The sequence below is a fragment of the Microcoleus sp. D2_18a_D3 genome (genome assembly GCF_036702455.1).
Classification (GTDB): domain Bacteria; phylum Cyanobacteriota; class Cyanobacteriia; order Cyanobacteriales; family Microcoleaceae; genus Microcoleus.
In genome coordinates this window covers 13,024-36,342 of record NZ_JAUBTK010000079.1, presented here as the reverse complement: position 1 = coordinate 36,342, position 23,319 = coordinate 13,024, and the positions used below count along the sequence as shown (strand labels likewise).

The window sequence follows — 23,319 nt, the reverse complement described above, 5'->3', positions numbered from 1 at the left end:
GGCGTCCCGACCGTCCAAAAAGGACGGGCGGGACGCCCATCCCACAAACTTGTGGAAGTTATTTAATTCTCATTCCTAAAATACAAATCCAAGATTTAGTAAATCCGCCTCGGCTCAAAACTCGCAACTGTCGATCGATTAATTGTTGCCAGGGGGCGCTACTTGATAAAGTCCTCTAACGGGCCCTGCATCAGTCGGTGAACCTTCCTGCTGTGTTGGAAGTGTAAACTGATCTTGGAGTCCGGCGGGAGTAGGGAAACAGCCGCTTGGTTGAGATCCTAGCTGGCAAGCAGCAGGCAGTGCCATGATTGAGGCATCGAAGGGATTGACGGCATCTGGGACGCGCAGAATCGGATCGCTGGAAACCTGCCGCTGCATTACTCGTCGGTAGAAGCCGTTGACGCGGCTGGCATCCCGCTCAATTTCTTTTTCGGGAAAGGCAACGACGCCGCTGGGGGAACCGATGCCTAAATAGTCGCCCAAGTAACCTTGCAAGCTAACGTTGTGGTAAAAGTCTCCTGAAGCTTCAAAGTATTGTCGGTTGAAGTCGTCGGCAATCGGGTGAAATCGCTCTGTTTGTGCTTGAGCTGGTTTGACGGATGCCAGCGCGGCAGAGGCGACAGCGAGAATCAACGCGCCGCTCAGGCTTTTTAACTTTTGACTCATATATTTGGGCCTCCTTAATTAATTCCGATTCCACTATAAACTGATTATCGGCGGATTATTTGTGTTTTTTACACGGTGTGAGTTATGAATGCTGCGGATTTAAAGGTGTTGCGCGATCGACTTCTAGATTTGTTGTGCGAGTTTGCCTATCGCGAAGGCGATTTTGTGCTGTCTTCGGGGCAGAAAAGTTCTTATTACATTAACTGTAAACCGGTGACGCTGCACGCTGAAGGTGCTTTGGCAACGGGACGTTTGCTGTTGTCGATGCTGTCGTCGGATGTGCAAGCTGTGGGCGGTTTGACTTTGGGTGCTGACCCGATTGTAACTGCGGTAAGCGTGGTTTCGGCTCTGGAAGGTCGATCGATTCCGGCGCTAATTGTCAGAAAGGAGACGAAGGGACACGGGACAATGGCGTACATTGAGGGGCCGCTGTTGCCCGAGGGCACGAATGTGGCCGTTTTGGAGGATGTGGTGACGACGGGTAAGTCGGCGATGCAGGCGGTGGAACGGTTGCGCGGTGCGGGTTATAAAGTCGATCGTATTTTGTCGCTGATTGACAGAGAGCAAGGTGGTGCGGAGTTTTATCGCTCTGTTGGATTGGACTTTGAAACAGTTTTTACGATTAAGGATCTTAAGGAATGGATTAAGCTGAGGCCCATCTAAATTTGACAATCAAATTCGAGCAAATTCTTGTGGGGTGGGCGTCCCGCCCGCCCAAAAATACAATTTAGATGCGTAACAGCTTAGTAACAAGAAATAGCAGTTTGTGCGATTCCCCTCGTTACCAGGTAGAACCGGGTAACGCAGATATTTTCGCTCTGACTCATGTTAACAATGGTGCAAGATATCAATCTTAACCAGCCAGTTTAAGGCTATGAAAACCATCCGTTTTATTGACTTATTCTCAGGAATAGGCGGCATGAGATTAGCGTTTGAATCCGCCGCTCGTTCCTTGAATCTGGAAACAGAATGCGTATTAAGCAGCGAAATCAATCCCGACGCTCAATTAGTTTACCAGAAAAACTTTGCCGACACACCTTTAGGCGACATCCGATTAATTGACAAACTCCCTGAACATGAAATTTTACTAGCGGGATTTCCTTGTCAGTCTTTCTCCTATGCTGGCAAAAAAGAGGGATTTGGAGACACCAGAGGCACGCTATTTTTTGAGATTGCAAGGTTAATTGATACCTTTAAACCTCAAGCATTTATTTTTGAGAACGTGCGGGGGCTTGTCAGCCACGACGGCGGCAGAACTCTCGAAACTATTAAGGGCGAAATCAAAAGCCGAGGTTACAGCTTCGATTATTTTTTGCTCAACAGCTCTAACTTTAGTTTACCTCAGAACCGCGTTCGAGTTTACCTAGTAGGAATTTTAAATGCTTCGCCCCAATTTAAGCTAATTACCGACGTAAGCCCAAAAGATTCGCATTCCTCTAGTCATCAACAGCTATCGTTCTTTTCCCCCTTAAGTCAACCTGTCACAGTTGCAGATATTTTGGAAGACAATCCAGAGCCAAAATATGATTGTTCGCCAGAATTTGTTAAGGCCTTGAAACACATAGTTAACAATGATTTCAGCCGACTGCACGGTAGGCGGCTAATTGACTATCGCGGTGGCAATTCGATTCATTCTTGGGAACTGGGTTTGCGAGGCGAGTGCAGTTTAGACGAAATTGAATTAATGAATCTTTTTATCTTGAAAAGGCGCAATAAAAAATTTGGCTCTGACCAAGATGGTAAGCTATTAACTAAAGAGCAAATAGCTACTTTTTTTGCTCATCCCAATCTCGATGAAATGCTGGATTCCTTGGTGACAAAAAAGTACCTGCAACGGAACAACAATCAATACAAACCTGTATCCGGTAACTTTTCCTTTGAAGTCTATAAATTTCTCGATCCGCATAAAATTTCTGTAACAATTGTTGCCAGTGATGCTAATAGATTAGGAGTTTACTATCATAACCGAGTCCGCAGGATTACTCCCCGCGAGGCTGCGCGGTTACAAGGTTTTGCCGATAGTTTTATTTTGCATCCTAATGATGATAAAGCTTATCATCAACTGGGTAATAGTGTAAGTATTAATGTAGTTAAAGCGGTTGCTCTAGAAGTTATCCAGAATGTTTTGTGCTCTACCAAACAAAAAGTTAGCGCCTGGTGAATTGGGAAGGGTGGGCGGAGTTTTTTCGCTCACCCTAGCAACTAGCTTGGCACTACAGGTTCGTTAGCCAAAAACTTCTCTAATTCCGTCAAAGCATCGGCATCAACCTTAGAGCGGTGTTTTATTGGGTGAAACTATAAACTCTGCTCGCTCTAATTCTATCAAAATCAGCTCAGGCACTTGGAGCACAAGGGAAAATAAAGTTTTCGGTGCTAAACAAGCGCAAGCTTTCAGGTTCAGAATCTCTACCAATCGGCTGATTTTAGCAGAGCGAAATTATAACCTGAGTGAGACATTAACTAGAGAAGACTGTTTTAAGATGTTAGATGACGCGCAAGGAGAAGCAGTAATGATTTTACCTGCATCTGTTAAAAAGAAATGGAAACTACTGGCAACAGCCTTTATTTGTCCTCTAACACTAATTGGTGTTGGGATTCAGCAACAACCGATTCAAGCACAACAAAATCTCTCTAAGACTAATGTTGCTGCTTTGCCAGATGGTATTTACCTCTACGGAGATTCGCCACAGCCCAACCAAGTTCTTCAAAACTATATTGTGTTTCAACGCCAGAACGATCGCGTCGTTGGTGCAATCTACGCGCCGCGATCGGACTTTGCGTGCTTCACTGGTAAAATTCAGGGAAATACACTGTCCGCGAAGGCAATCTCAGCCGGAAAAATTCAAACAGTTGAAATCAATACTCAGCTAACCAATCTCCATCCTATTCGCACAATTAGCTCAAACGATCGGCGCATTCTTTCCAAGTGCCAAGAAACAGCGCAAGCTAACATATCCAGGTAAATCTTTTACTTAGCTAAAATGGTGCATGAGGCTGGCGGTGCGTTACACGGCGTTAACGCACCCTACAAATTTAAAATTTCTCGTTACCAGGCAGAGCATGGTAATAAATATCTTGGTAAGTATTAATGTGGTTGAAGCTGTTGGCCTAGAAGTAATCCAGAAGTGCTTATCCTCTGCAAAGCAAGGGCCTTTGAAAAATGGAGTTTAATCAGCATCAAGCAGCAAATTTATTGTTCTGCGGTTGAGGAAGTGCGATCGCCCGCACTCAATATCAAATCCACACTGACTGTAAAATCAGGAAATGCGATCGGTGCAACCTCTTGACCAGGGTACAAGTTTAGTATTAAACTATAACCGTTTGGTGTTGGCTGGCGGTAAACTTCCAAGATGTTTTCCACTAAATTAATCAGCCAAACCTCTTGAATGAGCGATCGGGCATAAATAGGAATTTTGACATTTCTGTCATTATCCACTGTACTGTCAGCGACTTCTACCAAAAGTAACACTTCTGAGGGAACTGGATGTGCTGTCTCGTAATCATCATCGCGAAATTGGAGCAATACTACATCAGGTTGGGGTTCAGTACGTTCGCTTAACTGAACAGGGTTTTGGACATCAACAATAACTCTATCTTCTGGTAATCGGTGAAAAAGTCGGTTAAGTCGTCTCACAGCAGTTGCGTGACGAGTTCCAATAGCAGCCATTTGAATAATTTCTCCTTCAATGAGTTCGACGCGCTCAGCTTCAGAAAGAATCCCTGTCTCACCCATCAAATGATATTCTTTCACCGTGAAAAGCCGTCTTTGAAATTGAAGGGACATCGCAATTCTCCTTTTAGGAAACTGCTTTTAATATAACCTTAAGTAAGGTGCGCCATCAGCACGCTAATTTTGAGCGGGCCGGATGCCCGCCCCACAAGAAACGAAACAGCTTGACGATTAAGTAAGGTGGACAATGCCCACCCTACGAATTAATCCAATTAGCTTTGCGCTACAGGTTCCTTAGCCAAAAACTTCTCTAATTCCGTCAAAGCATCGGCATCAACCTTAGTCTGCATCGGACAGAACTTAGGCCCGCACATTGAACAGAATTCAGCAGTTTTGTAGATATCCGCTGGCAAAGTTTCGTCGTGATATTCCTTTGCCCGTTCTGGATCTAATGACAGCTCAAATTGACGGTTCCAATCGAAATTGTAACGCGCTTTCGAGAGTTCATCATCGCGATCGCGCGCACCCGGACGGCCCCGTGCAATATCTGCAGCGTGAGCCGCAATTTTGTAAGCAATCAGCCCGTTGCGGACATCCTCAGCATTCGGCAATCCTAAGTGTTCCTTCGGTGTCACATAACACAGCATTGCAGTACCGTACCAACCAGCCATCGCCGCCCCAATTGCTGAGGTAATGTGGTCGTACCCAGGCGCAATATCTGTCACCAACGGCCCCAAAACATAGAAGGGTGCTTCCGAACATTCCTCCATTTGTTTCTTGACATTAAACTCAATTTGATCCATCGGCACGTGACCCGGCCCTTCCACCATTACCTGCACGTCATGTTCCCAAGCTTTGCGAGTTAATTGTCCCAAAGTTTTGAGTTCAGCTAATTGAGCATCATCCGACGCATCGTGAGTGCAACCGGGGCGCAGAGAATCTCCCAAACTAAACGAAACATCGTATTTTTTGAAGATTTCAATGATGTCGTTAAAGTGAGTGTAGAGGGGATTTTGTTTGTGGTGATGCAGCATCCACCGCGCCAAAATGCCGCCGCCACGAGAGACAATCCCAGTCAACCGATTTTTTACCAACGGCAAATGCTCGATCAGAATTCCGGCGTGAATTGTTTGGTAATCAACACCTTGTTGAGCGTGTTTGTCAATGATGTGAAGAAAGTCATTCGGCGTTAGACTTTCCATATTTCCATGAACGCTTTCTAAAGCTTGGTAAATTGGTACAGTACCGATCGGCACTGGTGAAGCTTTGATAATTGTAGTGCGAATTTCATCCAAATTGCCGCCGCCAGTGGACAAGTCCATTACGGTATCAGCGCCGTATTTCACTGCTAGTTTAAGCTTGTCAACTTCTTCTTCCATATTGGAAGAGTTGGGAGATGCACCGATATTAGCATTGACTTTGCATTTAGACGCAATGCCGATCGCCATCGGTTCTAAATTCGTGTGATTGATATTAGCGGGAATAATCATCCGTCCCCGTGCTACTTCGGCGCGGATAAGTTCGGGCGGGAGATTCTCTCGCTTAGCAACAAAGTGCATTTCCTCAGTAATTACACCTTGGCGGGCGTAGTGCATTTGAGATACATTGGTGTGCCCCTGACGCTTCGCGATCCATTCGGTACGCATATTTAATTTCCTTGATAAACAGCTTCCCTCCGCTGGTATTACCCAGACTCAGGTTCTAAGGGTGTTTTCTCAGCCCGGATATTCGGGCACCCCTAGCTAAGCTGTTGATTGTATCACCGATTTCTGGGCGCGACGGCAGCAACTAAGGAAATCTTAATATTGAGAGATAGATGAGGCGAGCGATCGCCCTTTTGGGGCTTCTGATATTTCTGTTGTTTAAAAAGTACACGCCAGCGCAGCTATCCCGAAGGCAATCGCACCCCATTTAACAACCTAAAAACAATCACACCTCATCAGGATTAATCCCCATTTCGCGCAATTTTGCTGCTAGGCGATCGGCGCGTTGTTTTTGTTTTGAAGCTTTTTCAAGACGATAAAGTTAAAGATATGTCAGGAGATGAAGAACCTGTTGTGAATTTATCTGAGATTTTGAGACAAGTTTATTTGGAGGCGACTCTAGATTTTGCGATCGATTATTCAGTGCAGCCTGTTCCGCCGTTGAGCGAGGGTGATTTTCAGTGGGTGCGATCGTTGATGGAATCGTAGGATGGAGACAGGGAGTGCGATCGCAGGCTATGGTATCGCCTTATAGCAGTTGGCAATTGGATGAAGTACACCTTAAGTTGCAACCTAATAAACGGTGCATTTCTAAGGCTACGCCTCACGCCATCGCCAACCTCTATATTCTTCTTTGCTTACGCTTGATTGTGACGTTCTTCCACAGCTTGGTAGAGACGACGTAACATTTCAATAGGGATTCCCACAGCGGGATGAAGAATTTTTAGCCCTTCGATACCACCTGCAAGGAGAACTTTGACGGAACTAGGAGTAGATTCGATCCGTTCTAAGAATTTTTTAATGAAGGTCTGCTTCTGAGTTTCAGTGGTAATGGGGTAAGTCTGTGCTAGTTGAATCAGAAGAGCTTGGAGTTCAGCGCGGTATTGCTCAGTTACATTTTGGACATTTTGTTGAATTTTGATATTGCTGCCTTCTGCAGCGTAATTATTACCAATAGTCGAATTAGGTTGATTAAAGTTGATAATTGGTGGTTGATCGGTCATAATAGCCAATATGGTTTGTGAATTAAAATTTGCTGCCTGCGGACATGATATCACTGGTAGGGGAGATTGTGCAATTTCATAGTTGTAGAATCCGCAACGTGATTGAGTTGAAAAAATTTTATTAAGGAGATAATTCAATAAATCACTTGATTGTTCTTCAACAAAAATGCTATAAAGTAGAGAGATATCTTCAGGGATAGCATCATTATTTAATTCAGACACCGATTCCAAATACGCATCAAAATCTGAAGAAAAACTTTCTATAAAATTTGACTCTTCATCAGTTTTATTAAATTCTACTAATAATTCATTAAGGGAAGTATCAAAGGTTAAAACATCATTGCTTTCAGGGTCGTTGCTTAACAAATATTTTCTGGGAGATTTGCTTATTTTTATAATAGCCTTTTTAGCATTGTGTTCAACTTGGTAGTCCGAACTATTTAGAGCTTCCTTCAGAGCAATAATAGCTATTCCTCCAATCTGACTCAGAAACTCTATAGCATCTTCGCATACTTTTGTATCTTCCCATCCTATAGAATTTCGCTGTCCCAGTGCTTCAATTAAGACAGGGATAGCGGCTCGATCACCGTTTCTTGCCAAAGCACAAGCAGCAGTGAAACGAACTGAAAATTCATCGTCAGCAAGAGCCTGAGTTAAACCAACATTTGCTGTAACAGTTCCAATGATTACTAAAGTTTCTACAGCTTCTTTTCGTCTATCAGAATTTGGATGCTTTAGAAAATTAGCGATCCTGCCTTCAAGACCTTCAATACCAAGTTTTCCTAAAGCCAAAAGAATCTGAAACGAGATATAATCATCTATTTGATTATTATTCAGTATTTCCAGAAGTATATTATTAACTGATGTATCGCCTATTTCACCCAGAGCTTTAGCTGCCAATCCACGCAGTATAGGACTTCTATTATTATCTATTAAAACGCGAGATAATATAGGGATGGCTTCCTTACAGCGAATCAGCATTAATATAAAAACTGCTACACAGTGATTTGAACTGTATTCAATTACTTTTTCTTCTTGTTGTTCTAAAATTTTGGATAATGTCTGTATTAATGTTGAGTTGCCGATTTGAATCAGAGCGTTGGAAGCACTATTGCGAACTAGAAATTCTCGCTCTGCAAATGCAACTTTAAAGAGTGCTTCAATGGCTGTTTTGGATTCTGTACCCAGTCTTCCTAGAGTTTCTGCGGCTTTCTTACGAAGTGCGGAATCCTCGGATAAAAGAGATTCTGTCAGCTCGGATATTAAATCCTTTCTTTCTTGTCCCTTAAACGTAATATAAACAATATTTCGGACTGAACTGTTTTCATCTTTCCATAGTTTAGCTAAAGCAGCGAGAGCGTCTTCTCCTCCTTTATTTTTTAAGACATATGCTGCTTGATACCTAATTTCTCTATCTTCATCACCCAATGCCTTTATTAAAAGAGGTACTATATTTTCATATTTTTGCTGAATTAAAACATGAAGACTAGATACCGCTTGACGGCGCATCTCTATATCTCCTCTACTCAAGATTTCATTTAGTGCATGAATCACAACATCTTGACTGATTTTCTCTAGGGCCAGAAGAGCTCTAAAATGGTATTCTTTGTTATTGAGAGCATCTTTAAGAATTGGTATAGCCGTTTCATCACCATAACGAGCTAAGGAACAAGCAGCCTTTAACTTAAGTTGAAAATCAGCATCCTCTAGAATATTCTTAAGGAGAGGAATTGAAGCAGAACTATGAATTTTATCTAAGCAATCAGCAACTTCATTTTTTGTAAAGGTGTCGTTATTATTTTCTAGAGCTTGGCTGAGGAAAGGAATAGCAACATCAGAACCTGTCATGCCCAATAGTCTAACCTTAAATTTTTCTGAAACTTCTAAATCAGTAATCATATTTACTGTTCTGGCTTGATTTTCACGCTTAACTTCTCCAGCTAGTCTTGCTCCCAATTGCAAATCAACATCTAGTGCCAGTTTCACTATCCGCACTGCTAATGCCTCAGACTCCACAAACGACACTGCTAATGCCTCAGACTCCACAAACGACATCGCCATTGCTAGCGGTTCCGTCCACTTTAGATAATTTAAGTAGTAATATTGCAATTCTTCATTACTCAACTCCGCCAACTGTGGCGCTAGCCGCTCCGCCGCATAATATTCCTGAAACAGTTGATGGTGAAACTCTATTTGGGTTGGGTCACTAGCTACTTGGAGTAAATGCCATTCCACTAAATCCTCTAACCACTCTTTTGCTTTTGTCGTATCCTCCAAAGTTGGTGTGCGATCGCCTGCCAAAAACGTGGCTAGTATTTTTTCTGCCTCAGTTTTAGGAATAGCAATCCAAGAGGCACTAGGTTTGGAGGAATCGATATGCGGCTCTCCTTGAACCATCGTAAAGGCGAGGTAGGTCAATAGATCGAACGCAAAGCGACGCGAGTCGTCCGAAACGTTCCGAAGTCTTTCAGGCTTAAATTCCTCATACCGTCGCGCAAATTCTTTGCGGAACAAATCGCCTCGGCTTTTAGGAATCCCTCCCTTCTGTTCCAAAACATCACATAACATCTTCAGTAGCAATGGCGTTTCTGCCAACTCCCGAAGCTTCCCTTGAATTTGCCCCCACAGTTCCCCACCCGTTTCCGGCAACTGCTTGTAGACAAACTCCTGCATCTGAGGCTCAGTCAGGGGTAGCATTTCCAGCTTCTTAACATTTCCCTGAACCAATCCTGAACCCAGTCCCCGTGTTGTAATGATTAAAGAAACTTTTAAATCAACACATACCTGTCTAAACTCATCTACTGCTTGCCAAGCTTGTTCGTTAGGTAATTCATTCAACCCATCTAAGAACACGAACAATCGTCTATCACGGAGGAAAGCTATCAAGGTTGTCTCATCAAGGTAAAGCCACCACTTCAGCTTTTCTTGAATCGCTGCTAACACTGAACCTTTAAGACCGCGCAGTTCAATCAGTATAGGTATGGGGGGAATCTCACTCTTACCCTCCTCGATCGCCTCTAAACACTGTCTTGCTTCTTCCCACAACAACCGCCGCAGCGAAGTCGATTTCCCCGAACCAGGTTTACCCACTAACAGCACATGATCTGTGGCATACTTTCGCAATCCCTCTAGCACTGCGAACTGCTCTCGCCTCTCCTGTTGTTGTTCCTGTGAGTCTGGCTTATCTCGCCTCTCCTGTTGTTGTTCCTGTGAGTCTGGCTTAGATGATATAGCGGTTTGTACCCGCAAGGGTAACTCTGCTAGGGTTGGAATATAGCGATCGCTTACCTCACGCTTGGTGTCCTCCCGTGAAGTATCTAGAACCGATTGTAAGTAGCGCTGAAACTCACTAGGGGCAATCATGCAAGAGTGAAGTTATATCTATAACCAAAGCGTCTTTTCTATGATAAACAAATTATTCGGCATAATGCCTAGATGATGAGACTTTAAACTTGACTGAGCCTCCTCATTGCTCATTTTTTTCCTTAATAGCTGTAACAACTCAAGCCGCAGGGCGTTCCTACCCACAAGTTAGTCTCGCCAGAGTCACCCGATCGCGATCGCGATCGCGCTCACCTTATTTGCCCCTAAGTCAGTATAGCTGGATTTAAGTCTCTTTTTCACCCGATTAAATTTTGTCTGTATCCTGTTTTAATTCTGATACAACTGCGCCGCGCTCGCGCCAAGCTTCCGCATTTTCAGGCTTAATGGCGATCGCTCGATCGTAAGCAGCCATTACTTATTCATACTAACCCAATATAAAATCAACGCTCACTTCTAAATCGGGAAAAGCCAGCGGCGCAACTTGTTGACCGCGCTCAAACTTTTGCCTCGAACTGTAGGCATTGGCCGTAACTCTGAGCGAGAAGAGCTTTCAGTTCTGATTCTGTTTCCCCCATTTGAATCTTGACAACTCCTGACATTTTCGCTCTTTATATTTGGGTAGTAACTTACAAAAAAGACATCTAGTAACTGTAGCACTCTTTTAGAAAATTGGTATAATTCCTGAAACTCATTTGAAGCTTTGTGAATTTATTTTTTTATTTTTTTTAAAATGGTTAATTTTTCTTTACTGATTGATACAAAAATATAATTAAATGATATCCGTTTGAGCGCAATCCGATGGAGCCAAGGAGAGTAAAAGCCAATAAATAAATAAATTACACTTTATTAACTTTTAATATGTTTTAAGATTTTTAGGGCATCCTAGATAGATCGGCATAGTTCGCTAAAAGCAAGCATAGCCTTTCTAACATAGTGAACTTTTGGCTGTAGAAAAAGCCTTTCTGACTCGCTGCCCTTGGCTCCTCTACGCTTTGTAGAAAAGTCCCGGCAAAAACTGGGCTAACTTTTGAGTAAATTACTATGTTACAATCAGCTCTAACAATAATTAAGTTTTAAAACCGGCCTTAACCTCACGCTCAATTCCCTTGCGATCGCTAGAATAACAATGACTATCAACTTAGCTGGCTATCAATTCCTTGAAACCCTCCACAGCGGAATAAGAACTTCAGTCGATCGCGCTCGGAAGAATTCGGACTTTTCCAGCGTGATAGTCAAGACGCTAAAGGCTGAGTATCCCACTCTTTCTGACATCACCCGCTTGCGGCACGAATATCAAATTCTGCACAGCTTGAACGTAGAAGCGATCGTCAAAGCCATTAGTTTAGAAAGCTATAAAAACGGTTTAGCACTGATATTAGAAGATTCCGGCTCCGAGTCTCTCAACGATTGGATGAAGGATAAAAAAATCACAATCATTCAATTTATTTCTTTGGGTCTCCAGCTTGTCTCTGCCTTAGCCGAACTCCACAAACATAACATTATTCATAAAGATGTAAAGCCACAAAATATTATCATCAACCCCGCCACTGAAAAAGTTAAACTTATTGATTTCAGCATCGCTTCGCGCCTGGAGCGAGAAAATTCGACGCTCAGCCATCCAGATTTGCTCGAAGGCACACTCGCCTATATGTCGCCAGAACAAACTGGCCGGATGAATCGGTCAATTGACTACCGCACTGATTTTTATTCACTAGGCGTTACCTTCTATGAAATGCTCACAGGCGAGTTGCCCTTTAATTCCACAGACCCGCTGGAATTGGTACACAGCCATATTGCCAAAACACCCATTCCCCCTCACCAGCTAAATCCTGAAATCCCACCACAAATTTCAGCGATTGCGATGAAGTTATTAGCTAAAAATGCTGAAGACCGCTACCAAAGCACTGAAGGACTAAAATTTGACTTAGAAACTTGCTTGATAAAACTACAGGCTAGCGGATATATTTCCAACTTTGTTGTTGGAAGTGCGGATAAAGCAGGGCAGTTAAACATACCGCAAAAGCTCTACGGTCGCAACCAAGAAATTGAAAAACTTCTAGAAACTTTCGATCGCGTTGCCAGTGGCACAACCGAATTAATGCTGGTTTCCGGTTATTCCGGGATAGGCAAAACAGTTTTGGTCAATGAAGTTCACAAACCCATTGTGCGGCAACGAGGCTATTTTATTGCGGGTAAATTTGACCAGTTTAAGCGCAATATTCCTTATGCTTCCCTGATTCAAGCATTCCAATCCTTAACTCAGCAACTTCTAACCGAAGGCGAAGTAGAAATCCAAACTTGGAAAGAAAAACTGTTATCCGCTTTAGGCGATAACGGACAAGTCATCATTGATGTTATCCCTGAAGTCGAATTAATTATTGGCAAACAGCCACCCGTAGCAGAACTAGGGGCAACTGAAGCTCAAAACCGTTTCAGTCGCGTCTTTAAACAATTCATTGGCGTATTTACGACTATTGACCATCCCTTAGTTATCTTCCTCGATGACTTGCAGTGGGCGGATTCGGCATCGTTGAAATTAATTGAATTGCTAATAACTGATTCTGATAGCAAGTATTTATTGCTGATTGGGGCATATCGAGATAACGAAGTTTCTCCAACTCATCCGACGATTCAAACAATTGACAAGATTCGCCAAACTGGTGCGACGGTGAATAATATTGTCCTTCAACCATTACACCTAGTTCATGTCGAAGAATTAATTGCGGATACTTTAAATGAATCTGGCGGTTCGGAATCCCTGTCTGTAAAGACGCGAAATTTCGCGTCTCTACTTTTTAATAAAACGCAGGGCAATCCTTTCTTCTTAAGTCAACTCCTCAAAACTCTCTATCAAGAAGATTTGTTGACTTATGATTTATACTCTGGCGTCTGGCAATGGAATATCGAGCAAATTCAAGCGATCGGCATCACCGATTACAATATTGTCGAACTGATTGCTAGAAACATACGCAAATTGCCCGAATATACACAAAAAGTATTAAAATTGGCTGCTTGTATTGGCAACACTTTTAACTTAGAAGTTTTGGCGATTGTCAATCAGGAATCATCCTTAATCACGGCGGCGCAATTGTGGGAAGCACTTCAAGCTGGGTTGATTTTACCTTTGAGCAATGAATACAAAATTCCCCTCGTATTTAATCAGGAAGAATCGGGCGGTTTTACCTTAACTGATGTGAAGGTTGACTACAAGTTTTTACATGACCGAGTGCAGCAAGCTGCCTATTCTTTGATTCCAGATGAGCAGAAAAAAGCAACCCACTTAAAAATCGGTCAACTGCTGCTGCAAAGTACAACGCCAGAAGACCGAAAAGAAAATATTTTCGCTTTAGTTAACCAACTCAATTATGGTACTGACTTACTTACCACTGAATCCCAAAAATATGAACTAGCCCAATTGAATCTGATTGCAGGTCAGAAAGCGAAAGCTGCTACAGCCCACGATTCCGCCGTCAAATATTTGCAAGTGGGTTTATCTCTGCTAGCGGTAGATAGTTGGGACAATCGGTATGAACTGGCATTAAGGCTGCATGAGGAAGCAGCAGAGTCAGCATATTTGAGTGGTGATTTTGACAGAATGCAGAGATTCGTTGAGATAGTACAAAACTGCGCCAAAACGCTATTGGACAAAGTAAAAGTGTACGAAGTCCAGATTCAAGCTTATATGGCGCAGAACAAGCTGCAGGAAGCATTGAATACGGGGCTGGAAGTCTTAAAGCAGTTGGAGGTAGAGTTTCCCGACTCGCCAAACCCATCTGATATTGGGCAGGCGCTGGGGAAAACTGCGGCAATTTTGAGCGGAACCCGAATTGAGGACTTAATCGCTCTCCCTGAAATGACCGATCCTTATCAATTAGCAGCGATCAGGATTTTGTCAAGTATATTTTCTGCTTGCTATTCTGGAATGCCCGTACTGGTACCTTTAACAGTGTGCAAACAGGTCGATTTATCCGTTCAATATGGCAATGCTTCTGTGTCTCCCTTTGCATATGCGGTATACAGTCTTCTTCTTTGCGGGGCGGTAGGAGATATTGAGCGGGGCTATGAGTTCGGTCAATTAGCTTTACGTCTAGTGTCAAAGTTAAATGCAAAAGAAATCGAAGCCAAGACTTGCCACTTAGTGTATGCTGCCGTTCAACATTGGAAAGAACACGTCCGAAATACCTTAGAACCTTTCCTGGCAGCTTTCTCTACTGGGCTGGAAACTGGAGATTTAGAATATGCTGGCTATGCCGTCATGGTGTGGAGTCATTACTCGTTTTTTGTGGGCAAGCAACTAATGCAGCTCGAACGAGAGATAGCAACTTACACAGATGCACTTCATAAAATCAGCCAAAAAACAGCGCTTAATAATACAATAATCTGTTGGCAAGCAGTCTTAAACATGATGGGAAAAAGCGCAAATATATGCCAGTTAAAGGGGGAAGTCTACGACGAAGAGAAAATGCTGCCTCTATATCAGCAAACCAACAACCAACTGGCAATTCATTACTTATACTTGCACAAAGTTGCGCTTTGTTATGTGTTTGATAATTACGCGGAAGCTTTAAAAAATATCCCTCAAGTAGAAAGTTCTTTCGGATCGTCTACAGGGCAGCTAACTGTTGTTATCTTCTATTTCTACGATTCTCTAGTACGGCTAGCTGTGTATCCTGAAACTTCGCCGTCCGACCAACAGGACATTCTTAACCGAGTACAAGCTAATCAAGAAAAATTGCAAAAATGGGCACATTATGCCCCTATGAATCATTTGCATAAATTCTATTTAGTAGAGGCTCAAAAACAGGGTGTTTTAGGCGAAAAACTAGAAGCGATCGAGATGTACGACAAAGCGATCGCTCTTGCCAAAGAAAACGAGTATATCAACGAAGAAGCACTAGCTCACGAACTCGCTGCTAAATTCTATTTTTCATGGGGTAAAGAAAAGATAGCCCGAACCTACATGACCGATGCTTATTATGCCTATATGCGCTGGGGAGCTGTAGCTAAAGTTAAACATCTAGAAGAAAAATACCCGCAATTAATAGCGCGATCGCCTGCGGTCATGGGAACCCCTTTCGACCCTACGATGACAATTGATCCTTTGACCATTACAGGTGCTCAAACAGAGTTGCTAGACTTGGCAACTGTAATGAAAGCATCTCTTGCCATTTCTAGTGAAATTGTTCTACCTAACTTGCTCACCAAGTTAATGAAAATTTTGATAGAAAACGCAGGCGCTGAAACTGGAGCGCTTATTCTATCAAAAGATGGTCAACTTGTTATAGAAGCGGCGGGGACTAAAGATCGAGTCCGAGTGCTGGAATCTTTACCAGTATCAACTTCTGGGCTAGTGCCTATCTCGGTACTTAATTACGTCACCAGAACTCAGAAAGATGTCGTTTTAAATGATTCGGGCCGCGAGGAAATCTTTAACGCCGACCCCTACATTACCCAACACAAACCAAAATCAATTTTGTGTGCGCCTATCCTATCTCAAGGTAAGTTAAGTGCCATCCTGTACCTAGAAAACAACGTGATTGCTGGCGCTTTCACGCCGAAGCGGGTAGAAGTGTTGCGGATGCTATCGGGACAAGCGGCGATCGCCTTAGAAAATGCCAACCTCTATCACACTTTAGAAGTCAAAGTAGAAGAGCGAACCGAGGAATTAAAAGCCAAAAATACGAGCCTAGAAGTGGAAATTCAAGAGCGACAGCGAGCCGAGCAAGCGGCCGAAGCCGCAAACCGCGCCAAGAGCCAATTTCTCGCCAACATGAGCCACGAACTTCGCACGCCGCTCAACGGCATTTTAGGTTATACCCAAATCCTCAAACGAGACACAGGTTTAACCAGTCAGCAAATTTCTGGTATTAACATCATTCATCAGTGTGGCGAACACCTCCTAACTCTGATCAATGACGTTCTAGACCTGTCCAAAATCGAAGCCGGAAAAATGGAACTCTACCTCACCGAGTTTCACCTGTCAGACTTTCTCCAAGGCATTACTGAAATCTGCCAGATTCGCGCCCAACAGAAGGGAATCTCTTTGATTTACGAACCGCTAACTCAACTTTCCACTTGCGTCCAAGCCGATGAAAAAAGGTTGCGGCAAGTTCTCATCAACTTACTCGGCAATGCTATAAAATTCACCGAAAAAGGAGGCGTTAGCTTCAAAGTAGACAGACTGGAGACTCAGCAATCTTTGCCATCACCGATCGCCAATTCCCAACCCCTAACAGCGAAATTTATTTTCCAAGTAGAAGATACAGGCATTGGCATCCCGCCGGACGAACTCTCAAAAATATTTTTGCCCTTCGAGCAAGCCAGCGGTTCAGTTAGCCAGATAGAGGGAACAGGATTAGGGCTGCCAATTAGTCGCCAATTAGTGGAAATGATGGGAGGCGAACTGAAAGTACAAAGCTCTTTAGGTAAAGGCAGTATTTTCTGGTTTGAGTTAGAGTTGCCTATTACCGAACGCTGGGAAGGGTGTCAAAAAGAACCTGAAAAAATTATCAGGGGTTTCTCAGGCGATCGGCAAAAAATTTTAGTCGTTGACGATCGCTGGGAAAATCGCTCTGTCCTAGTTAATCTTTTAGCTCCCATTGGCTTTGAATTAATGGAGGCAACGGACGGTCAAGACTGCTTGAATAAAGCGCTGTTATTTCAACCGGACTGTATTATAATTGACTTAGTAATGCCAGTGATGGACGGCTTTGAAGCGGTGAGGCGGATCAGAAAAATTCCTCTATTGAAGGATGTAATCGCGATCGGAACTTCTGCTAGCATTTTATCCGGCGAGCCCCACAGCATTTTCCAGGCTGGTTGCAACGCTTTTCTCCTCAAACCAATTCGGGCAGAAAAGTTATTAGAATGCTTGGGCAACCATTTAGGTTTAGAATGGGTTTATGAGGAGCGAACAACTTTCAGTTCAGAAGGTACATTCACCGATGCCTCTTCCCAAATCCAAGACCAACAACTGATTGCTCCCCCTTCGGAAGAAGTTGCAGTCCTGTTCGATTTAGCCATGAAAGGTGAACTCCTCAGTATTGAGAAGCGAGCCAGCAAGCTGAAGGCAATAGATATGCGTTATGCACCTTTTGCCAATCAGTTGCTTGAATTAACCAAAAACTTTGAAGAAGACAAATTAGTAGAATTTGTTCAACAGTTTAGATGAGGACTAAAAATGACTAGCGAATCTTTAGACAGAGGCACCATTTTAATTGTGGATGATACGCCCACTAATCTGGCTTCAGTATTGGATTTTCTGAGCGCATCTGGCTTCACTGTTTGGGTAGCTCGCAGTGGGTCTAGCGCTCTCAAAAAAGTGCAATATTGCCAGCCGGATTTAATTTTGTTGGATGTTCTGATGCCAGATATGGACGGATTTAAAACCTGTCAACATCTAAAAGCAAATGACTTAACTAAAGATATCCCAGTCATTTTTATGACCGCGCTGGACGATACAGAAAGCAAAGTCAAAGGCTTTAATGTGGGGGGAGTTGATTATATCACTAAGCCGCTTCAACAGGAAGAAGTTTTAGCTCGGGCTATCACGCACCTGAATCTGCGAAATCTAACTAAAAAGCTTCAGGCGCAAATTGTCGAGCGCGAGCGAGCGCAAGCCGACCTACAAGTTTTGAAACAAGAGCTAGAGACGCGAGTAGAACAGCGCACCGCTGAACTTTCTCAAACGAATGAACGCCTCAAGCAGGAGGTTGCGGAACGCAAGCTTGTAGAAGCAGCTTTGCAAGCCTCGGAAGCGCGAGAGCGGCACAAAGCCCTACAGCTCGAAAATTCCCTGCACGAACTCAAGCAGGTGCAAAGCCAGCTCATTCAGAGCGAAAAAATGTCCGGGCTAGGTCAGCTCGTAGCTGGCGTAGCCCATGAAATCAATAATCCAATTAATTTTATTTATGGAAATCTTTCCTATGCTCTGGAATATTCAAAAAGTTTGGTCACTATCATTGACCTCTACGAAAAGCACTATCCTAATCCGGCTCAAGATATACAAGCAGAAATCGCAGCAAGCGAGCTAGATTATCTCAAAGACGACTTGCCTAAAATGTTCAAATCGATGTACTTAGGAGCCGATCGCATCCGCGAAATTGTTTTATCTTTGCGCCTCTTCGCACGGCAAGAAGGATATGAAATGAGAGCGGTCAACCTTCACGAAGGCATGGACAGCACGCTGATGATTTTACAGAGCCGACTAAAGTTTAACTCAGACCGCCCCTCGATAGAAGTGGTGCGGGACTATTGCCCAAACCTGCCCGAAGTGGACTGTTATGGGGGAGAAATGAATCAGGTATTTATGAATGTACTTGCAAATGCGATCGATGCTATTGACGAGTGGAACACGCAGAGAGCGCTAGAAGAAATTAAAGCGAATCCTAGCGTGATTCGGATTAGCACAGAAATAACCAGCAACAATTACGTAGCTGTCCGAATTGTGGACAATGGGCCAGGGATATCGGAAGAGGTTCGTCGCCACGTATTTAACCCGTTTTTTACGACAAAACCGCCCGGTAAGGGCACAGGGATTGGGTTGTCGATTAGCTGGCAAATTGTAGTGGAAAAACACCGGGGAAGCTTGGGGTGTATTTCTGCACCAGGCGGGGGAACAGAGTTTATTATTGAGATTCCGATTCGGCAGGAGTCTCCTGTCTTGTCGCTGTCAGCTTGATATAATGTCGGGTATCTTCATCTATCATTGTGCGCTGTGATATCATTTCCGGTAACACCGGAATGATGTTGACGGTTGACTGTTGACTGTTGACTGTTGACTGTTCACTGTCAACAGTCAACAGTCAACAGTGAACAGTGAACTGGAATTTACTATTCCGATGCTAACAGATTTGATATGATGCGCCATCGCGGGGTTTGTGCGATTGCCCATCACAGCGCACAATTACCAACAAGAAAATTCGGGTGTCCACGTAGCGGTGTAGGCTACAGCTAATATCATTTCCGGTAACACTCATACATGATGTTGACGGTTGACGGTTGACTGTTGACAGTGAACAGTCAACCGTCAACCGTCAACAGTGAACTCGAATTTACTATTCCGATGCTAACGGATTTGATATAACTAACTGTCCGAAGAATCATCGGATTGTGGCTGTTTTTGAGTATCTTTTTCCCCGGAACTAAATCCTTCTGTATCCTGCTTTAATTCTGATACAAGTGCGCCTCGATCGCGCCAAGCTTCCGCATTTTCTGGTTTGATGGCAATAGCTCGATCGTAAGCTGCCATTGCTTCCTCATACCGCTTTAATTCTGACAAAGCTATTCCCACATGACGCCAAGCATCGTAGGAGTCTGGTTTAATAGCAATCGCTTTCTCATAAGCTGCGATCGCTTCTTCATGGCGCTGCAATTTGGCTAAAGATTCCCCTTTGGCAAACCAAGCTTCGTAACACTCGGAATTAAGGGTAATTGCGGATTCGTAAGATGCAATTGCTGCTTCGTGCTGCGACAGTTTATCGAAAGCTGCACCTCGGTTGTGCCACACTTCAAAATCCTCCGGTTTAAGGGCGATTGCTTTGTCGTAGGATTCGATCGATTCTTGATATCGCTGCATTTTTCCGAGGACAGCCGCTCTATTGTACCAAACTTCGTATTTGTCGGGCCGGATGCCGATCGCCCGATCGTAAGAATCAATAGCATCGCTGTAGCGGAGCAGTCTCCACAGCATATTGCCTCGATTGTACCAAGTTTCATATCTCTTGGAATTGAGTTCAAGAGCGCGATCGTAAGAATCAACTGCTGCTGCGTACTGCTGTACTCTGGCCAGCATCGCACCTCGGTTGTGCCAAATTTCGCTGTCGGTTGCTTTGATAGCGAGGGCGCGATCGTAACTGGCGATCGCTTCTTCGTAATGCTGCAATTGACCCAACAAAGCGGCTATACTGTGCCAACAACCGTATTTTCGAGATTCGCTCGAACTTGCTCGCTCGTAACAGGCGATCGCCTCTTCGTACTTCTGCAATTTGCCCAGCAAACTCGCTTTATTATACCATGCTTCGTAGTTATCCGGTTTAATTAATATTGCTTGGTCGTAACAGGCGAGTGCTTCTTCCAGGCGCTGCAATTTTACTAACACATTTCCGCGCCAATACCAAGCCTCATTCAAAAATTTATTCGCTAAAACAGCTTTTTCCAAACAAACTAATGCTTCATCATAATTGCCTTGAAAATAAAGCCCTTCGGCTTGCTTGATATAATCGTCAGCAATCATTTTTTCGTCGTTAGCAGGTGCAGTTTGCGATTTTTGGGAATTGTTTAAGGCCGGTTGAGGTGCGATTTTGAGAGCTTCTTTGGCAACAACTGCGGGAACTTGGGAAATTTCTTGAACAATTTGATATTTTTTCTCGTCAACTTCTTTCCGCAAAACTTGCAGGTGCATGATAAATTGAGATTTGAGAGTCTCAATTTGCTCGACAGAAGATTTGGAAAGTTCAGTTTCTCTAGTTAAAAAATCAAGGGATTGTTTAGCTGCACCCATTTGCGCTTCTAATTCATCCTTTAACTTTTGAGTCAGTTGGCTAGAATTTCTGAGCTCGGATTCCAATACACCAATGCCCTGCAATCGTTTATTGGCATCAGCAACCAACTGTTTGATGATCAGCCGTCGCATCATCCAAAAAAATGCAATTGTCACCGGTGGAAATACCGTACCAAGAATTAGCAAAATATTGAGCAGAGTTATGGTACTGTTAAAACCATATCCAGATTCAGCACTGCCAGTAGACGGAGAGATAAAAGCGAAAACCTCGCGAACTTGAGGATTGCTTTCAGCCCCGGTTTCGATTAATTTAGCCAGCCAGGTTTCTTGTAAAGATTTTGTTAGTTCATCGCCGGATGCAGCAGGAGTATTCGCCTTGGTTTTTGCACTAGGAGATACATCGGGTTGAGCGGCCGCTACCAGTAAACCTGTCGGCGATTTGACAGCAATTCGCGGGGAAAATTGTTCGTGGGCGATCGTCTCAGGCTCGCTAATTGACTCAGCCGGACGCGATGCGGTAGTATTTGGGGAAAATTGTTCGTGGGCGATCGTCTCAGGCTCACTAATTGACTCAGCCGGACGCGATTCAGTATTATTTACGGCATCAACAAAGTTGCTAGCCTGCGGTGTCTCAGGAGAAATAGGATGTGCAGCAGGATTGGCGCTAGTATTAGCAGTTAAATTGTGGGATGCGAGGGCAGCCAGAGTCAAGAGAGCTAGATTAGAGACGCGCATAAACGTCAACTCATTTAGGAGAAATTAGTGCTTGATTGTCAGCGATCGGGCGATCGACCTCATCGTCTCAGCAGTTAGAATAGCTGACATGAGGAATGCTGACTTACTATCTCCAAAATACGCGCGGAGTCTGACTTTTCAGGAAAACTGCCAGTAATTCTGGCTGTTTCAGTTGACAGTTGACAGTTGACAGTTGACAGTTGACCGCTTTATAGCGACCTCTACCTGGAAGTCCGAGGATTGGAGTAATGAATAATCTTCTTTTAATTTCTCCCTACAAGGCTTGGGGCTTTAAACCAATTCTTTCTGGTAACTTTGGTGAAAGAATATATTCTCGCGCCTCATGCGGTTGGATAACCCTCGGAATCATGATTAGGCTGGTAGAGCCGGGTTCACCAAGCTGCACAATTAGCCAAAGATCCGGGTGAACCCGCCCCAACCGACCGATTTTTAACCCTAAACCCCAGCTAAAACCGCTTCCGGCTGCTGAAGTTCAGCCACCACTTCTTCTAAATCAGCGCCGAAAATTTCACAGCTATTATTCGGACTTTCAATCAGCTTAATCTTGTGCAACTCTGCGCCCAATTCCCGAACGGGCGATCGCAACAATTGCCCGATCCGAACAGCAATATTCTCCGCAGTCGGCACAACGTTCTCAAAATAAGCAATATCCTTATTTAAAAAAGTGTGATCGAAAGGTTCAACAACATAATCGTCAACGGCTTTTTGTAAAGCTCCCAAATCAGCAATCATGCCAGTCCGCGCATCAATTTCCCCTTTAACAGTCACCTCTAAATGATAATTGTGACCGTGACCGTTCGGACGAGCACATTTGCCGTACATTTCCGAGTTTTCTTCAAAGCTCAAATCGGGACGAGCCAACCGATGGGCCGCGCTAAAATGAGTGGACAAAGTTAAATAAGCTTCCATTCCGTTTCCTAAATATTCAGCCCAAAGTTCGGGATGTTCAAACAATTGAATTTTGCTCAGAGGCAAATGAGGGGCTAGGCGCAGCCAAATTTGCCGTGCTATGTTTTCAGTAGTTGGCAGAGTCTGCTCAAATTCCGGCCACGCTTCGTTGAGAAAGGAAAAATCGAGATCCTTGATAACTTCCCGCTTGATGACGTGCTTGACATCAGACAGGTTGAGTACCATGCCGTACTCGTCGAGTTCTCCTATCATGGAAACGTAAAGGACGTAATTGTGTCCGTGTCCCGGTGCGCGGGCAGTTGGGCCAAACCGCTCAAAGTTCTCGGCTTCGCTCAACTCCGGCAGCCAGTACCGGTGACTCGCCGAAAACTGTGCCCGACGATTGATGATGCACTGCATAAAAGTCAAGTAGGGTAAGCTTGTTAAGTTCTGTAAAGGACTCGCTTCTTAAGGATAAACTAATTTTTGCTGGAATTTTTCGATTATTTGAGGGTGCTGTAAATGAATTTCTACCAATTTTCCAAATATTGGCAACAAGTGGTCGATCGAGCCGCCGGGCCCATTTTACGCCACAACACAGATGTCCGGCACAAAATACCGCTACAAAACAGTTTCTCGCCATCAATTGCTAACCCATCAGTTACCAGCCTTTGAGAAAGTGCGTGAAACGGATCTATCCCCTTCGCGAAGCGGGCCCGTTGCGGTAGGGAATCGACCTTTTTTGCAACATAGGGCACTCCACAGTTCGAGTTTTTCGCCTAAGCTCTGCAATAGTTAGCAGTTGGC

Annotated in this window: 14 protein-coding genes and 1 riboswitch; of the genes, 8 read left to right on the top strand and 6 right to left on the bottom strand. The window is 43.9% G+C overall.

All coding sequences use genetic code 11. From position 1 onward, the window contains the following. Positions 1–138 precede the first annotated feature (138 nt). Entirely contained in the window at positions 139–666 is a 528-nt protein-coding gene (locus QUB06_RS27165; RefSeq protein ID WP_333437923.1) for a hypothetical protein, read from the bottom strand. Positions 667–750: 84 nt separating this feature from the next. On the opposite strand from QUB06_RS27165, the gene pyrE reads away from it, so the two are divergent. From pyrE to QUB06_RS27150, 3 genes are all read left to right on the top strand, one after another. Continuing rightward, positions 751–1,329 carry an orotate phosphoribosyltransferase gene (gene pyrE / locus QUB06_RS27160; protein ID WP_333437922.1) on the top strand — a complete coding sequence of 193 codons (579 nt, stop codon included), beginning with the start codon at positions 751–753 and terminating at the stop codon, positions 1,327–1,329. A gap of 211 nt (positions 1,330–1,540) precedes the next feature. Continuing rightward, positions 1,541–2,827, top strand: a complete 1,287-nt coding sequence (gene dcm, locus QUB06_RS27155) for a DNA (cytosine-5-)-methyltransferase (RefSeq protein ID WP_333437921.1) — start codon at positions 1,541–1,543, stop codon at positions 2,825–2,827. Positions 2,828–3,146: 319 nt separating this feature from the next. After that, positions 3,147–3,629 carry a hypothetical protein gene (locus QUB06_RS27150; RefSeq protein ID WP_333437920.1) on the top strand — a complete coding sequence of 161 codons (483 nt, stop codon included), beginning with the start codon at positions 3,147–3,149 and terminating at the stop codon, positions 3,627–3,629. A gap of 227 nt (positions 3,630–3,856) precedes the next feature. Here QUB06_RS27150 and QUB06_RS27145 read toward each other — a convergent pair whose 3' ends face one another. Then, positions 3,857–4,450, bottom strand: coding sequence for a Uma2 family endonuclease (locus tag QUB06_RS27145; RefSeq protein ID WP_333437919.1), 594 nt, complete (start codon positions 4,448–4,450; stop codon positions 3,857–3,859). 158 nt (positions 4,451–4,608) lie between these two features. Further along, positions 4,609–5,982, bottom strand: coding sequence for a phosphomethylpyrimidine synthase ThiC (gene thiC / locus QUB06_RS27140; RefSeq protein ID WP_333201965.1), 1,374 nt, complete (start codon positions 5,980–5,982; stop codon positions 4,609–4,611). 7 nt (positions 5,983–5,989) lie between these two features. Next, positions 5,990–6,086: riboswitch (TPP riboswitch) on the bottom strand. A gap of 217 nt (positions 6,087–6,303) precedes the next feature. Here thiC and QUB06_RS27135 point away from each other — a divergent pair. Next, on the top strand, positions 6,304–6,528 hold the full coding sequence (locus QUB06_RS27135) for a DUF4058 family protein (protein WP_333437918.1): 225 nt from the start codon (positions 6,304–6,306) through the stop codon (positions 6,526–6,528). 149 nt (positions 6,529–6,677) lie between these two features. On the opposite strand, the gene QUB06_RS27130 is transcribed toward QUB06_RS27135, so the two are convergent. Continuing rightward, on the bottom strand, positions 6,678–10,406 hold the full coding sequence (locus QUB06_RS27130; RefSeq protein ID WP_333437917.1) for a HEAT repeat domain-containing protein: 3,729 nt from the start codon (positions 10,404–10,406) through the stop codon (positions 6,678–6,680). Between the two features lie 1,087 nt (positions 10,407–11,493). Between QUB06_RS27130 and QUB06_RS27125 the strand changes: the two genes are divergently transcribed. Both QUB06_RS27125 and QUB06_RS27120 read left to right on the top strand, forming a co-directional pair. Continuing rightward, positions 11,494–17,538 carry an AAA family ATPase gene (locus QUB06_RS27125; RefSeq protein WP_333437916.1) on the top strand — a complete coding sequence of 2,015 codons (6,045 nt, stop codon included), beginning with the start codon at positions 11,494–11,496 and terminating at the stop codon, positions 17,536–17,538. 9 nt (positions 17,539–17,547) lie between these two features. Beyond that, positions 17,548–19,047 carry a response regulator gene (locus tag QUB06_RS27120; RefSeq protein WP_333437915.1) on the top strand — a complete coding sequence of 500 codons (1,500 nt, stop codon included), beginning with the start codon at positions 17,548–17,550 and terminating at the stop codon, positions 19,045–19,047. Positions 19,048–19,452: 405 nt separating this feature from the next. On the opposite strand, the gene QUB06_RS27115 is transcribed toward QUB06_RS27120, so the two are convergent. After that, positions 19,453–21,603 carry a tetratricopeptide repeat protein gene (locus QUB06_RS27115; protein WP_333437914.1) on the bottom strand — a complete coding sequence of 717 codons (2,151 nt, stop codon included), beginning with the start codon at positions 21,601–21,603 and terminating at the stop codon, positions 19,453–19,455. Between the two features lie 31 nt (positions 21,604–21,634). On the opposite strand from QUB06_RS27115, the gene QUB06_RS27110 reads away from it, so the two are divergent. Then, positions 21,635–21,760 (top strand): hypothetical protein, encoded by a 126-nt coding sequence (locus tag QUB06_RS27110; RefSeq protein ID WP_333330094.1) that lies wholly within the window; start codon positions 21,635–21,637, stop codon positions 21,758–21,760. A gap of 299 nt (positions 21,761–22,059) precedes the next feature. Here QUB06_RS27110 and QUB06_RS27105 read toward each other — a convergent pair whose 3' ends face one another. Beyond that, positions 22,060–22,932 (bottom strand): 6-carboxytetrahydropterin synthase, encoded by an 873-nt coding sequence (locus QUB06_RS27105; protein WP_333437913.1) that lies wholly within the window; start codon positions 22,930–22,932, stop codon positions 22,060–22,062. Positions 22,933–23,034: 102 nt separating this feature from the next. On the opposite strand from QUB06_RS27105, the gene QUB06_RS27100 reads away from it, so the two are divergent. Then, positions 23,035–23,187 carry a hypothetical protein gene (locus QUB06_RS27100; RefSeq protein ID WP_333437912.1) on the top strand — a complete coding sequence of 51 codons (153 nt, stop codon included), beginning with the start codon at positions 23,035–23,037 and terminating at the stop codon, positions 23,185–23,187. The last annotated feature ends 132 nt before the right edge of the window (positions 23,188–23,319 follow it).

Excerpts from the sequence above, each read along its gene's own strand:
- QUB06_RS27165 (WP_333437923.1), bottom strand. The coding sequence starts at position 666 with ATGAGTCAAAAGTTAAAAAGCCTGAGCGGCGCGTTGATTCTCGCTGTC.
- pyrE (WP_333437922.1), top strand. The coding sequence starts at position 751 with ATGAATGCTGCGGATTTAAAGGTGTTGCGCGATCGACTTCTAGATTTG.
- dcm (WP_333437921.1), top strand. The coding sequence starts at position 1,541 with ATGAAAACCATCCGTTTTATTGACTTATTCTCAGGAATAGGCGGCATG.
- QUB06_RS27150 (WP_333437920.1), top strand. The coding sequence starts at position 3,147 with ATGTTAGATGACGCGCAAGGAGAAGCAGTAATGATTTTACCTGCATCT.
- QUB06_RS27145 (WP_333437919.1), bottom strand. The coding sequence starts at position 4,450 with ATGTCCCTTCAATTTCAAAGACGGCTTTTCACGGTGAAAGAATATCAT.
- thiC (WP_333201965.1), bottom strand. The coding sequence starts at position 5,982 with ATGCGTACCGAATGGATCGCGAAGCGTCAGGGGCACACCAATGTATCT.
- QUB06_RS27130 (WP_333437917.1), bottom strand. The coding sequence starts at position 10,406 with ATGATTGCCCCTAGTGAGTTTCAGCGCTACTTACAATCGGTTCTAGAT.
- QUB06_RS27125 (WP_333437916.1), top strand. The coding sequence starts at position 11,494 with ATGACTATCAACTTAGCTGGCTATCAATTCCTTGAAACCCTCCACAGC.
- QUB06_RS27120 (WP_333437915.1), top strand. The coding sequence starts at position 17,548 with ATGACTAGCGAATCTTTAGACAGAGGCACCATTTTAATTGTGGATGAT.
- QUB06_RS27115 (WP_333437914.1), bottom strand. The coding sequence starts at position 21,603 with ATGCGCGTCTCTAATCTAGCTCTCTTGACTCTGGCTGCCCTCGCATCC.
- QUB06_RS27105 (WP_333437913.1), bottom strand. The coding sequence starts at position 22,932 with ATGCAGTGCATCATCAATCGTCGGGCACAGTTTTCGGCGAGTCACCGG.
- QUB06_RS27100 (WP_333437912.1), top strand. The coding sequence starts at position 23,035 with ATGAATTTCTACCAATTTTCCAAATATTGGCAACAAGTGGTCGATCGA.